General features: G+C 37.0%; 9 protein-coding genes and 1 pseudogene. 1 reads left to right on the plus strand and 9 read right to left on the minus strand.

Annotated features, from left to right (window positions below; all coding sequences use genetic code 11):
- Positions 1-294: 294 nt before the first annotated feature.
- Positions 295-1,521 (plus strand): heparin lyase I family protein, encoded by a 1,227-nt coding sequence (locus ACG94X_RS06110; protein ID WP_419382859.1) that lies wholly within the window; start codon positions 295-297, stop codon positions 1,519-1,521.
- Positions 1,522-1,619: 98 nt separating this feature from the next.
- On the opposite strand, the pseudogene ACG94X_RS06115 reads toward ACG94X_RS06110, so the two are convergent.
- From ACG94X_RS06115 to ACG94X_RS06155, 9 genes and pseudogenes are all read right to left on the minus strand, one after another.
- A pseudogene (locus tag ACG94X_RS06115) lies at positions 1,620-1,736 on the minus strand (IS5/IS1182 family transposase); the annotation flags it as partial.
- 502 nt (positions 1,737-2,238) lie between these two features.
- Positions 2,239-3,480, minus strand: coding sequence for a multifunctional CCA addition/repair protein (locus ACG94X_RS06120; RefSeq protein ID WP_419382860.1), 1,242 nt, complete (start codon positions 3,478-3,480; stop codon positions 2,239-2,241).
- Positions 3,481-3,582: 102 nt separating this feature from the next.
- Entirely contained in the window at positions 3,583-5,862 is a 2,280-nt protein-coding gene (locus ACG94X_RS06125) for an NADP-dependent malic enzyme (protein ID WP_419382861.1), read from the minus strand.
- A gap of 142 nt (positions 5,863-6,004) precedes the next feature.
- Positions 6,005-8,680 (minus strand): sensor domain-containing protein, encoded by a 2,676-nt coding sequence (locus ACG94X_RS06130; RefSeq protein ID WP_419382862.1) that lies wholly within the window; start codon positions 8,678-8,680, stop codon positions 6,005-6,007.
- A gap of 339 nt (positions 8,681-9,019) precedes the next feature.
- The gene (locus ACG94X_RS06135; protein ID WP_419382863.1) at positions 9,020-9,730 is read right to left on the minus strand and encodes a 16S rRNA (uracil(1498)-N(3))-methyltransferase; all 711 of its coding nucleotides are present in this window, start codon (positions 9,728-9,730) and stop codon (positions 9,020-9,022) included.
- A gap of 45 nt (positions 9,731-9,775) precedes the next feature.
- Entirely contained in the window at positions 9,776-10,612 is an 837-nt protein-coding gene (gene metF / locus ACG94X_RS06140) for a methylenetetrahydrofolate reductase [NAD(P)H] (protein ID WP_419382864.1), read from the minus strand.
- A 260-nt stretch (positions 10,613-10,872) separates the two neighbouring features.
- Complete coding sequence (gene ahcY, locus ACG94X_RS06145) at positions 10,873-12,255, minus strand: adenosylhomocysteinase (RefSeq protein ID WP_419382865.1); 1,383 nt, start codon at positions 12,253-12,255, stop codon at positions 10,873-10,875.
- A complete protein-coding gene (locus ACG94X_RS06150; protein ID WP_419382866.1) occupies positions 12,242-12,391 on the minus strand; it encodes a hypothetical protein in 150 nt (49 codons plus the stop codon). Before ACG94X_RS06150 ends, ahcY begins: the two co-directional genes overlap by 14 nt.
- Before the next feature lie 609 nt (positions 12,392-13,000).
- Complete coding sequence (locus tag ACG94X_RS06155; RefSeq protein ID WP_419382867.1) at positions 13,001-15,220, minus strand: TonB-dependent siderophore receptor; 2,220 nt, start codon at positions 15,218-15,220, stop codon at positions 13,001-13,003.
- Between the last annotated feature and the right edge of the window lie 45 nt (positions 15,221-15,265).

A 15,265-nucleotide genomic window follows, 5' to 3' on the forward strand; every position in this document is an offset into this window, starting at 1 on the left:
TTAAAATATTCACTACTTATAATCATTTTTTGAGGTGTTCAGTCATCAAAAAAAGTAGAGCTGAAATTCCATAATGTTATAAGATGAGGAGGCTACGCTGAAAGGTTGATTTTGAGAAAAATTGATCTTTTATCAATAAGTAAAGCAGCGCATTTCATTGTTTAAGATGAAGCTTGTTTTTAGGTATTTAAAAATTGAATTTGGCCATGTTTAACTATTTCCTATTCTCAAAGAGACATAGACGAAGTAAGGTACATGACTAATTTTGGGTGTGTATAAATAGAGTGCATTTGCATGAATAAAATTAGATACTTTTTAGTTTTAACTACAATTGTGGGGATGGGTGCTTGCGGGGGAGGTCAGGGTGATCAGTCAACAACGGCAACGATAAATGATATTCGGAATGAAGTGCCTATAGGCATAATTCAATTAATGCAAGACAGCGCTATGGTTGGGGATAGCATACTTTTAGATGGTTCTGAAAGTACTGATGATAGCGCGACAACATTGAACTATCGTTGGTCAGTCGTTAAAAAGCCTGAAAATAGTTTCCCAAGTTTTGGTGCTAGTACGGATAAAATATTTCATTTTATTCCAGACCATGCAGGAGATTATGAACTGAGTTTAGTGGTGAATGATGGTCAACAAGACAGTCAAACCACCACAGTTAAACTACAGGTCTTCGCGAGAAATGTAGAACAAGTTGTTAATCCATCTGATGTGATGCCAGACCCTAAAAATGATGATGTATTGGTAGACAATACGGAAGAAAAGGGTAAGGTTATTTTTCGTGATGGGTTTGAGACAGGGACGATTAGTGTCGATAAATACAGTAATGATCTATCGACGTGGAATGCAATGGCCCTCCACTTTGAAAATCGTAGTTCAGCAACAATTGTTAAAGATCCTGCTGGTACAGGGCAAAATGTTGCCAAATTTGTCGTGCCTGATGATGGTCAGTGCTATCGCGCGGAAATACAACGAAAGCAATTTGATTGGGGCCATTATAACTATTCTTTTTCTCACTATATTCCCTCAACATGGCCAGTATTTCAGTATGGAACAATACTGGCACAGTGGCATGGCTTTAACCTAAATGGAAAAAATTTGAATCCCCCAATAGCCTTGGTACTTTCAGGTCTAAAACCTGAGTGGCAGTTACATTTATATGAGTTGAAGCCAATGACTTCACCCTTGGCAGTTCCAGAAACGCTTTTGAAGCGTTATGTCTTAGATGTGCCTGTGGTATATAACCAGTGGAATGATTGGAATTTTGATATCCAATGGTCAGAACTTGATGCAAACGATCAAATGATTCCTGGGAAAGTAGTGGTGAAACATAATGGAAAAGAAGTAGCCAACATCACTGGGGTCAATAATTACCATCAAAAGTGGTCACCTTATTTCCAAATGGGCATTTACCGTTCAAGTTGGCGAGAAGGGGCACTTAAGAACCGTGTTATCGTGGGCCAGCCTGTCGAGGCTTACCATAAAAATGTGGTGATTAAAAATCTTAATTAACAAGAATCCTGCTTTAGCCAATCATTCAATGATTTGAATCGTTGGCTTATGCGAGATAATTTTTGCAAAAAAAGCTGCCATTAGACCTCTTTCGTAACTCATTTTTCATTCAATTCTAAGTTGTAAATTCCAGCAATCAAATTGAATCTTAAACGAAGCCTTTTCCCTCTATTTAGATAACGCTCTGAAAGTATTCTAAAGGTCTTGAGTACACCAAATATTAGAAATACTAATATTTTTTATTCTGGTTTGGGTGATTGCATATTCAGAAGAGTTGTTTTATTTAGCTCTTAAATAATTTACTTCAAATTCTTTTAAAGCTAATAGTGGTTCAATTCTAACTTTTAGAAATCCTATCCGGAGAATTGAGAACTTCGCGCGTAGATTTCTGCATAACGTATATTATGTTTATTAGGATACTCGACATCGTGAATACAATTTCGCAGATTCATAATGTTGAGCTGTAGCACCAACTGAGTTGCGTAGGCTACAGTCTTAGATATCTTATTTAACTTATGTTCACCTAAAATCAAAATTATATTTCAGTTTTTAATAAAAATAAATTATTTCAATAGGTTATAATCAATAAAGTAGTCTAATTTTGCAAATCAGGCTACTTTAAATGAAATTTCATTGTTCCACACAAACCATCATCAAGAAGCTTTAAAATTGCCACTAGCGAAGGTATTCCTCCCATTACTAAGAGGAGTCTACATTTTACGCCGTATGGCTATGATGCTCCAACTTATGCTTTAGATGAGCAATGGCTTCAATCCGCTTCTGAATGAGCATTTCACCAATATCCGGACCTTTGACTTCAGGCGGTAAATCTGAGGCTTTAATGGAACGAACAGTTTGCATCACATCCAATAAATACTGTGCTTGCGGATAACTACGATCTTCCATGCCTAAACGACCACGCGCATCACATTCACATGCTTGCACAAAAGCTTCCACACGTTCAGGACGACGTAAAACATCCAGACGTTGTAACAAACGCCATACAGTACCTGCTTTTAAAGTAAAGGCCTGATGGCATTTTAAATGTTCTTTGCATACAGCCAATGCCAGTTGTTTGGTCTGAGTCGGGACTTTTAAACGATCACATACTTCAGTTACAGGTGCAATACCACGTTCCTCATGCATGATATGGCGTGGTAACTCATCGACAGGTGTCAAAGCTTTGCCCAAATCATGGACGAGAACTGCGAAACGAACATCCAAAGAATAATTCGCTTTACAGGCTTGCTGCAAAGACATCATGGTATGAATACCACAGTCAATTTCAGGGTGATATTCAGGACGTTGCGGAACACCGTATAAGGCTTCAATTTCGGGAAATAGAATTTTTAAAGCACCACATTCACGTAAAATTTCAAAATAAACATTGGCATGATCTTCCATCAAGGCGCGAGAAGTTTCTTTCCATACACGCTCAGGGGTTAATGCTTGCAACTCACCAGAGTCAGCCAATTGACGCATCAGTACGATGGTTTCTTCTGCAACAGTAAAACCATATTGCGTATAACGAGCGGCAAAACGAGCGACACGCAAAACACGCAGTGGATCTTCTGCAAAAGCTTGTGAAACATGACGTAGGATTTTATTGTTTAAATCATCCAGACCATGATAAGGATCATAGATGACACCATCCTCATCCATTGCCATCGCATTAATGGTTAAATCACGACGAATCAGGTCATCTTCTAGGGAGACATTCGGATCTGTAAAAAATTCAAAACCATGATAACCATGCCCAGACTTACGCTCTGTACGGGCAAGTGCATATTCTTCTTTTGTTTTTGGATGTAAAAACACAGGAAAATCTTTACCCACAGGCTGATAACCTTGAGCAAGCAGTTGTTCAGGCGTTGCGCCGACAACGACATAATCTTTTTCGTGATAGGGGTGTCCGAGCAAATGATCTCTGACGGCACCGCCTACTAAATAAACTTGCATGAAAAAACCTCTATTCTTAGTGCCATCATGCAACAGAATAGAGGTTTTCTCAAGTGACAAGATGTGCGTAAACGTACAAATTGTCGTTTAATTTAAATCAGCTTAGAGTGCTTCTTTCTCAGCTTCCTGAATTTCAGCAACAGTGAGCGCAGTCATATTTACCAAACGACGAGTAGTCGCTGTAGGCGTTAGAATGTGCGTTGGTTTTGCTGCACCAAGCAAGATAGGACCAATGGTTACATTGTTACCTGAAGTTGCTTTCAGCAAGTTAAACGAAATATTCGCAGCATCCAAATTCGGCATGATCAATAAGTTCGCAGAACCTTTGAAACGTGAATTCGGGAATGCAAAATGACGAATCGATTCATCCAATGCAGCATCTGCATGCATTTCGCCTTCAACTTCCAATTCAGGTGCAATTTCAGTCAGAATTTCAAATACTTTACGCATTTTCTGTGCGCTAAGATCATTCTGATCCGAACCAAAACTTGAATGAGAGAGTAGTGCAACACGTGGTGTCATACCAAAACGACGTACTTCTTCCGCAGCCAAAATAGTCATTTCAGCCAACTGTTCAGCGGTTGGATTACGGTTGATGTAAGTATCGGCAATAAATAAATTACGATCTTCGAGCATTAATGCATTCAAAGTAAAGAAATTATTGCGACCTTCTTTTAGACCAATGATATTTTTCACAAAATCTAAATGAATGTCATAACTTGCATATGTACCACATAACATACCATCCGCTTTACCGAATTTTACTAACATCGCAGCAATTAAGGTAGAACGACGACGTGTTTCACGTTGTGCATATTCAGGCGTTACACCTTTGCGTTGCATCGTCGTGTAGTAATCGTCTGCAAACATTTCATAATCAGGATTTTTTTCCTGATCTACGATGGTGATATTCACACCATGTTCTAGGCGTAAGCCCAGTTTTTTAATGTTTGCTTCGATAACTGCGGTACGACCAACGAGAATAGGTAACGCTAAGTCTTCATCTACAGCAATTTGAACCGCACGTAAAACGCGTAAATCTTCACCTTCCGCATAAGCAATACGCTTCGGATCAGATTTTGCCTGAGCAAAAATCGGTTTCATCATCAATGCAGAGTTATAAACAAACTCAGAAAGACGCTGACGATATGCAGAGAAGTCTTGAATTGGGCGAGTTGCAACACCTGAATCCATTGCAGCTTGTGCAACAGCAGGGGCAATTTCTAAAATTAAACGCTGATCCAATGGACGTGGAATTAAATAATCACGACCAAAAGATGCAGATTTTTCACCATAAGACGCAGCATCGGCTTCAATATGTGCCATACGAGCAATCGCATATACGCAAGCAATCTTCATTTCTTCATTGATGGTCGTTGCACCAACATCCAATGCGCCACGGAAGATATAAGGGAAGCAAAGTGCATTATTTACTTGATTAGGATAGTCAGAACGACCCGTCGCCATAATCACATCAGAGCGAACCTCATGTGCATGTTCAGGCAAAATCTCAGGGTCTGGATTCGCCAATGCAAAAATAATTGGGTCCGCAGCCATGACTTTAACCATTTCTTTGGTCAAAATTCCTGCCGCAGAAAGACCAAGGAACATATCGGCATTTGCAATGACATCTGCCAGTTGTGAAGCTTCGATATCTTGCACATAACGCATTTTAGATGCATCAAGACCTTCACGTTTAGTGGTCAAGAGACCGCGTGAATCTGCCACAATGATATTTTCTTTTTTCGCACCAATTGCACAAAGTAAGTCTAAACAAGACAAAGCCGCAGCGCCTGCACCAGATGCGACAATTTTGATTTCGTCAATTTTTTTGCCGTTCAATTGTAAAGCATTTAACAGTGCTGAACCGACAATGATTGAAGTACCATGTTGATCATCATGGAATACAGGGATATTCATGCGTTCACGAAGTTTTTGTTCAATATAAAAACATTCAGGTGCTTTAATATCTTCTAGGTTGATCCCACCAAAAGTAGGTTCAAGTGCTGCAATAATATCAACAATCTTGTCAGGGTCATTTTCAGCGATTTCGATGTCAAAAACGTCAACACCAGCAAACTTTTTAAATAGAACGCCTTTACCTTCCATCACCGGTTTCGAAGCCAGTGGGCCAATATTCCCCAAACCTAAAACAGCTGTACCATTAGTGATAACAGCAACTAAGTTACCACGTGCAGTATAAAGCGCTGCTTTTGAGGGATCTTTTTCAATTTCCAAGCATGGCGCTGCAACACCTGGAGAATAAGCAAGTGCTAAATCGTGTTGATTGACCAGTTGTTTACTCGGTGTAACGCTAATTTTCCCTGGGGTTGGGAATTCATGATAATAAAGGGCTTGCTGTTTTAATGATTGATCGTCCATCTGAATCTCGATTGTTACAATATGCCAGCGAGGCAGGTAGTTTTGGCTAAATTTGCTCGAATATAACATTTGTTGAGCGATACCAACAGTTAAAAAGTATATATTTTCAACCAATTTATAGATTAAATGTTCAGATTTAGGCTTAGATTGTAATGAGTTTGTGCTGTTTTAAATATTCTGTACTGTCGGCTGCATTTAATGCTTTAGCAAAATAAAAGCCTTGGATTATATAACAACCATGTTTTTCTAAAAATTGCGCTTGTTGTTTGGTTTCAACGCCTTCCGCGACTAATGAAATACCAATCGCAGTTGCCATGGCAATGATGGCAATCACAATAGCTTCATCTTTTTCTTGTCCAATTTTAGAAATAAAGGCTTTGTCGATTTTTAAAGTATCGATAGGATACCTTGTCAAATATGCCAGTGAAGAATATCCTGTTCCAAAATCATCTAAAGAAATAGAAATATGACGGTCTTTCAATTGTTGTAATAGTTGGTCAACTTGTTCCGATTTATCTAGCAGTGAAGACTCCGTCAGTTCGAGTTCTAACATATCTCCAGAAATATGATATTTTTTAATCACATAATCAATATCATTAACCAAGTTCCCGCGATGAATTTGCTGTGCAACTATATTGATCGAAACACGGAAATGATCAAAACCGAGTTGTTGCCATGCTCGAATTTGCTTACACGTTTCATCCAAAACGATTAAGCCAATTTCTGAAATTAAACTGGTTTCTTCTGCAAGTGGAATGAAAATATCTGGTGCGATATAACCTAACGTTGCATGCTTCCAACGCATCAAGGCTTCAAACCCATAAACACGATTGGTACGGATACAAATTTTAGGTTGGTAATAAACGGATAGATGTTTGTATTTAACTGCTTTTCTTAGTTCATTTTCCAAATTTACACCTTGGTGAAGTATTGGTATTTTCTTATTTGAATAAAAAAGAGCAGTATTTCCCCCTAAATTTTTGGCTTCATTTAAAGCGAATTCAGCATGGCCATTTAAGCTATCAAGTTGTAGACCATGTTCTGGAAATAATGCAATTCCGATAGAAATCGTAATAGTTTGTTCGTTTTCATTGATATGAAAGGGTAGTCTGAATGCTTGTAATATATCTTGTGCATGTTGATGAATTAAAATATTACTACTACTTAAATTATAAATAATGGCAAAGTCATCATTATTTAAATATGCAATGAGCGAAGAGTTTGAACAGCAGAGTCTTAATCTTTGAGCGACTTGTTTGAGTAATTCATCGCCAACTTGTTGACTCATAAACTCATTAAATAATTTAAAACGATCAATATTAATACGTAAGACTGCAAAATTTTTAAATGATTCTGAATAATGATTGAGATAATAATGCAATTGCTGTTTGAAATAAAAACGATTTGGTAAGTCGGTTAGAATGTCATAATGTTCTAAGTATGATAATCGTTGTTCTTGTTTTTTACGTTCAGTTAAGTCAGTAATAATACCGACATAATTTATAATTTTATTTTTTTCATCTTGAATTGTATTAATATGAACCCAAAGAACCAGTTTTTTCCCTGAAGTAAATTCAACTTGAAGTTCTGATTCATACTCGCCAACTTTTAGTAATTTTTGAGTGATAAGGTTATAAATTTTTTGAGCATTTTCATTTTTATTGACTGTAATATCAAATAAATGACACCCAATTAAATCTCGTTGTTCATAACCAAGTAGTTTTTCAAAGTAAGAGTTTACTTCTAAGTAGCACAAATTATTATCAAGTACAAAAATACCTTCAGCTACTTGTTCAAATACATTGGCAGCGAGTTTTAGTTGCTCTTGATCGGTAGTTTCTTTTTGAATATTTCTGTGAATACCAACCATCCGAAGTGGTTTATTGTAGTTATTTCTAGCAATAACTTTACCAATATCTTGAATCCAGCACCATTGCTCCTCATGTTTAACTCTATACACTGCTTCAAAACGATCGGTTTTCCCTTTGAGGTGCTGACGTAATTGAAATTTATAATTAGCAATATCATCAGGGTGAATCAGTTCATTAATGCCGTTATATTTTAAATTGGTTTGTCTGAATTCAGTTTCGTTATTCGCTTTAATAATTTCAAAGGATCTTTTCTCTATATTCCAGACCCAAGAATGAATACCTGCTGTTTCATGAGCTAAGGCTAAATTGGCTTGATTGTTTTCTAAACGATCATTGATTTGCTTAAAATCAAAAGTCCTTTCTTTAACTTTTTGCTCTAATAATTGATTATGGAGTAGCAATTCATTTTTAATTTCCTGAGATTTGGTAATTTCATCTTTTAGTTGTACTTGTAATATGCTTGATTCATTTAAATGATTTTGTGATTGTTGAATTAAAGCCATATTTTTTAAATTTAATATGTTTAAACGATTGTGCAGGCGATTTGTCATGAAGGCACTAATAAAAATAACAGAGAACCAAATGGTAAAAATAATGCTGTAAATCGTCGGAATTTTTTCAAAATAAAGCACTTGTGAAAGAACTGCTGGGAAAGCAGAAGGTATAAAAATACAAATAAAATAACTAAAACGTTCAATTAAATAGGTTAAAGCCATAACGTAAATAATACTGAGCAATAAGCCAGATAAAATGACCAATTGTATATAATCCATTTGTGGATTTTCAATTGGTAAATAATAATAAATTAGGCCAACACCAATGCCAATACTGCTACCAATGAGTAAGCAAAAAAGCTGAAAAATAGCATCAATTTTGTCATTATTTTTAATTTTTTCTTGTGTGATATACGATATAGAAAACCAAATTCCAGCGATTACGGTAACCAAAAAAATAAACCAATAGTTTAGATAGGTTGAAGATTTATCAAAATACAAAAAATAGATTATAAGATCAAAAAAACTTGCAAAAAAAACCCATGCTAAAAAAATTCGCATGTGCCCAGCAAGTCTTCTGATCTGTAAGACATTCATGCTATGCGAAAGAAGCTCATCCTGAACATCAACCATTTGCTGTTGCACCTTGATTAATTAAATAATATTTGCAGAAAACCACAGTTTTTGTGTTTTTATTTGGTTGAAAATTTACTTCACGGCTATAAAATACCGTGAAATAGGTCTGCTTGCAATGTAATTGTTAGAGTTATGTCACGTAATTTTTGGTTGTTCTTAAATGCGATAATTTAAAATTGATAATGCGACTACAGGCGCTGTTTCTGTCCGCAAAACACGGTTGCCAATACACCAATTTTTAAATCCATTTTGATTCGCATCCGTAATTTCTTGTTCCGAGAGACCACCTTCAGGACCAATCAATAAAGCAATATGAGTTTTAATATCGTGTAAAACATCCACTTGCTCTTTATTCGGTGCAAGGACTAAACGTGACTCAGGCAACTCGGTTTTAAGCCAATCTTGTAAAGTGAGTGGCACAAGAATCTTCGGAACAATATTCATTCCACATTGTTCACATGCAGCAATGGCAATACCTTGCCAATGATCTATTTTTTTCTGATCGCGATCATACTTTAAACGCATTTCGCAACGTTCTGAAGTCAGTAACTGAATTTCAGCAACGCCAAGCTCCACCGATTTTTGAATGACATAATCCATACGATCACCTTTACTCATTACCTGACCAAGTAGGGCGGTAAAAGTAGGGGTGCGATTATCGGGATTAAAACTTAGAATGTCGATAGTTGCAGATTTTTTTGCAATATCGACAAGTTCAACTTGAAACTCACCACCTTGTCCATTGAACAAAGTGGCTTGTTCACCTGCCTGCGCACGTAATACTTTCACCCAATGATGAAACACAGTTTCAGTCAGCTCGATTTGTGTATTGACTACTAAATTAGCTTCAATAAAAAAACGGGGCATTCGATATTACTCACAAACAGGTAAATTGTTAGATTTAAAGCTAAATCAGGCCAAACCAAGGTCAAGTACAAGCTGACGGTTTGGTTCGGTATGGTTCATGCTATAGAAATGCAGACTTGGTGCACCACCTGCAATCAGGCGTTCGCATAATTTCACTACAACCTCATGACCGAAAGCTTTGATACTCGCAGAATCATCGCCATACGTTGCCAGTTGCTTACGAATCCAGCGTGGAATTTCAGCACCTGTACCATCAGCAAAGCGAATTAAATTGCTTGCATTGGTAATGGGCATAATGCCTGGAGCGACAGGAATATCAATACCTTCTTTTTGAATACGTTCTACAAAGTAGAAATATGCATCTGGATTAAAGAAAAATTGAGTGATTGCGGCATTTGCCCCTGCATGCACTTTTTCGACAAAGTGTTTGATATCTTTATCAAAACTGTCTGCCTGTGGATGCATTTCTGGATAGGCAGCCACTTCAATTTTAAAGTGATCACCTGAATGCTCACGAATAAAACGGACTAAATCTGTTGCATACGGTAGTTCGCCTAAGCCAACCTGACCTGATGGCAAGTCTCCGCGTAAAGCAACAATGCGGTCAATACCTTGTTCTCTATATAAATCCAACAAGTCAGCAATACGTATTTTATCATCACCAATACACGACAGGTGAGGGGCAACAGGTGTGCCTTTGCCATTAAAATCATTAATAGCTGCAAGTGTACGTTCACGGGTTGAACCACCTGCACCATAAGTTACAGAAAAGAACTCAGGGTTTAGCAATTGTAATTCTTGATGAACAACACGAAGTTTTTCCGCACCAGTATCTGTTTTGGTTGGGAAAAACTCAAACGAAATCGGGACACGTTTGGTCATGGTTAAATCCTTTTTTATAAATATTTATGTCATTTACTCATTTGAAAACTTAGAGTTTATATATCAATTGCAGAATTGAATTCTTATTTAAACATCTCTCCCTAACTCATCTTTAAAAAGAGGGGAATATCGCGAATTTAATTAAAATTAGATTTGCGAAGCCTCCCTTTTTAAAGGGAGGCTGGGAGGGATTATTTAAAAGCAACACATTCAAATGTGTAATTACTCGCTATTTCATTACAGCATGAGTGAATAAAAAATTAATACTTATAAGTCTCAGATTTAAACGGACCTTCAACAGCAACACCCAAATAATCAGCTTGAACTTGTGTTAATTGTGTCAACACGCCACCAAAACCAAGAACCATTGCCGCAGCAACTTCTTCATCCAATTTCTTAGGAATAAGTTCTACACGGATTTGAGCCGCTTTTTCAGATTCAGGAAGATCAGCAAATTTTTCAGCAAATAAATGCATTTGACCCAATACTTGGTTGGCAAATGAACCATCCATAATACGTGATGGGTGACCAGTCGCATTACCAAGGTTCACTAAACGACCTTCAGAAAGAAGAATTAAATAATTGCTTTCATCTTCTGAACGATACACTTGGTGTACTTGTGGCTTAACTTCAACCCATTTGTAACCACGTAAGTAGTTGGTGTCGATTTCAGTATCAAAGTGACCGATGTTACAAACCACAGACCCTGCTTTTAATGAATCTAACATTGCAGAATCACAAACGTGGTAGTTACCTGTTGTTGTTACGATCAAATCAGTATTTTGAAGAAGATCAAGATTAATGTCTTCTTTCTTACCTGTTTGTACGCCATTTTTGTATGGAGAAACAACTTCATAACCGTCCATACATGCTTGCATTGCACAGATTGGATCAACTTCAGTGACACGTACAATCATACCTTCTTGACGAAGTGATTGTGCAGAACCTTTACCTACGTCACCATAACCGATTACAAGCGCACGACGACCAGATAAAAGCATATCTGTACCACGTTTAATCGCATCATTTAACGAGTGACGGCAACCGTATTTGTTGTCGTTTTTAGACTTTGTTACAGAGTCATTTACATTGATTGCAGGAACTTTCAACGTACCATCACGTAACATTTCATACAGACGCTGTACACCTGTTGTTGTTTCTTCAGTAACACCGTGAATTTTTGCAATCACTTGTGGGTATTTTTCATGAACAAGTAATGTTAAATCACCACCATCATCCAAGATCATGTTGGCATCCCAAGGCGTACCATTTACATTGACTTGTTGATCTAAACACCAGTTGTATTCTTCTTCAGTTTCGCCTTTCCAAGCAAAAACAGGAATACCCGCAGCAGCAATAGCAGCAGCAGCATGGTCTTGAGTTGAGAAAATATTACAAGATGTCCAACGAACTTCTGCGCCTAATTCAACTAGGGTTTCAATAAGAACCGCAGTCTGAATGGTCATGTGGATACAACCGAGGATTTTTGCGCCAGCAAGTGGTTTTGCCGCTGCATAGCGTTTACGCAAACCCATTAGAGCAGGCATTTCAGCTTCAGCAAGTTTGATTTCTTTACGACCGTAATCAGCAAGTGAAATATCGGCAACTTTATAATCTGTAAATGAAGCATTAACCGCGTTCATCACGATCTCCTAAATGAAAAAATGGATCAGTATGTTCGCGGATGCCGTTGTTAGTTATTCTGAGTAGAATACCAATGGTCGAGCCTAGCAATTTTACATTGCTGTATTCAAAACAGCCTGTAAAACGTCGCAGCATCCCTCGACTGTGAGCTATTGTACCGATATTTTAATTTTGTTCCAATCTGGATTGTATAAAAACGTATCAGCCAAGGCATATTCACTCAAAAATTTTAATTCTACTATTTGCTAAAAGATGTAAGGTGTTGCGACTTTTTTAATAATGAGTAGAAATATCAATATGATTTTTTCTACTATTGTGTGATGAATATTTGCTCGATTTTTACTTGGTAACGGTACTATAGTGTTTGGGATGGTTCTTGCTTGAGCAAATATTAAAAAAGCACTTTCTTTGCAAATAATGTGTAATGCAATCGATCGAGTATTTTGCTTAAATTTTTAACCAGTTTCTTTTCTGTCTAAACAATAGAGCTCTTGCGTAAGTTATTTTTTAATCATCCAATTTACAAGCCCTGCTATTAAATTCATTCTTAACCCAAATCATTTACGTCTATTTCTATATCGCTCACTAAGGAGACGAAATATTTTTAGCTTTGAATTTATATGTTCAAATGAGGTCTACCTAATTCAGTGAATTTATTAAGCACAAGAAGTACCTATGTTTCTAGCATGTAGGTACTTCCCAAACTTTTAATATTTATAATAAAAATTGATTAAAAATATAAATTTACCAATTATATTTTACACCTACTCTAAAATTAGTTGGTGCGCCGTAGTAACTATTAGTTGTTGCTAAATGATATTTTTCATTAAATAGATTATTTAAATTAAAATTAAGCAATAAATTATCATTGATTTTATAGCGCGCCATTAAGTCTACAAGGGTATAGCTATTTTGTGTGAAAGTATCTACAAAATTGGGTCGAGTTTCATCTGAATAGATTTTGCTTTGCCAACGTAGACTGCCACCGATTGTTAATGCTTCATTTAAATAAGGTAATGTATAAGTTGTAAATAGCTTGGCTGTATTATCTGGAATATTACTATTTAAAGTATCACCATTACTGTCTTGAGATAAATTACGAGAAAAACTAGCAGATATTTGCCATAGATTCGTAATTTTACCAGTAGCCTCTAGCTCAACTCCTCTACTTTTTGTTCCTGATTCAGCTCTATAAACAGTTGAGCCATCTGTCGAAGGTATATCTAAGGCAATTGCTTTATTGTCTTCTTTAGTTTGATAGATAGCAGCACCAACATTTAATTGCTTATCAAAGAATTCCCCTTTAATCCCAAACTCTGTACTATTTCCAGTCAAAGGATCAATATATGAGCCTGTTATGGTTTTTTTGTCTTGTGGCAGAAAAATATTTGTATAGCTAGCATAAGTTGTCCAGTGATCAGTTAAATCGTATGTTAAGCCAATATATGGGATAACTTCACCATTTTCTTCCTGTGGTGTAATTTCTGTTGTATTAGAAGTATTACTATGGTCTTTTTTTATTCGCTGCCAGTCTTCAACTCGTGCGCCTAAAATTACAGCAAGATCATCTGTAGGCTTTAAACGCATTGCTCCAAATACGGACTTGCTTGTTTCATCACTTCCATACCAACCATCAATTTGGGTTGCTGGACGATTTGGATTGCTGCCATTCCAGCTAAAAATGTTGTCTAAATTACCATCCCATGACATACCATTATTCCAGCCAGAATAAGTCGGGCGTTCATTTTCACTTTTTGTGTATGTAGTACCAATAATGACATCGTGCGTTTGATTAAATAAATCAAATGAACCATTTAACGTTAAGTTAAATAAATCTTGAGTTGGTTCATAATCCCAACGAGTCGCATAGAGCATTGCACCTGCACCAGTTTGCTTATCAATACCTGCATACGAGTATGTGTAACCAACAACTTCATCAGAAGCAGTAATTGTTCGTGCAACTGTACCTTTGAGTTTCCAATATTCATTAAATTGGTGCTCAATATCGGCAAAATAACCAGTTGTTGCGCGGTTAGAATAAGCCCAGCTTGCTGCTGCTGAGTCTGAGCGAGACCAATTAATGAGCGTACCATCGTTGTAATAAGAGGGTAGACCGCCACGTGCGATACCTGAAATATCAATTTGTTGATAACTTACACCAAGACTTGCTTTAGTTCGATCAGTCAAATCTGCTTCGATTACCCCATAAGCAACTTTACGTTCTTCACTGTAACGATCAATATAAGAATCACCATCTTGGTAACCTAATACGGCACGACCACGGATATTCCCAGACTGATTCAGTGGTGATGAAACATCAATATCAGTTCGATAAGTATCCCAAGAACCAGCACTTGCACTAACAGAAGCCTTGAAATCCTGTAGTGGTTTTTTTCTAACCATATTGATACTTGCACTTGCAGTACCAGCTCCAGTCATCAGTCCGTTAGCACCGCGTACAATTTCAACTCGGTCAAAGAGTGCAGTATCTTGGCTTTGAAAAATATTGGAATACGAACTGAGTAGTTTTACACCATCAAGTAAATAATTATCAACCTGTTGGCCTCGAGCATAGATAGGCGAATTATCTGAACCGATGTTTCCGCCTTGATTAATTGTTAAACCAGCAGCTTGTGCAACAACATCAGTCAGTTGAGTCAGATTTTGGTCTTCCATTTGTTGACGTGTAATTACACTAACTAATTGAGGTGTTTCTTTTAAACTAAGTGTCAATCCCGTGGATGCTGTTGTAGCTTTCGCAGTGTAAAGTCCAGTTAATTCTGTAACTGGCGTGTCGGTATTGGCGACTACAGTAATTGTCGGAAGCTGACTCTCTGGAACTTTAGATGTGTCATTTAATTTGGATTCAGCAAATGCGCTTACTTGAATTAAAGTAATTGGTGCGCCCCAAAGTATCGTGCGAATGGCGAAAGCCAAAGCGTGAGTAACGTGATGTCCCTTCATGAATATCTCATAACTGTTAAATTTATGTATAAGTCGTTTTTGTTT

This window comes from Acinetobacter psychrotolerans (genome assembly GCF_048552595.1).
In the GTDB taxonomy this organism is placed as follows: domain Bacteria; phylum Pseudomonadota; class Gammaproteobacteria; order Pseudomonadales; family Moraxellaceae; genus Acinetobacter.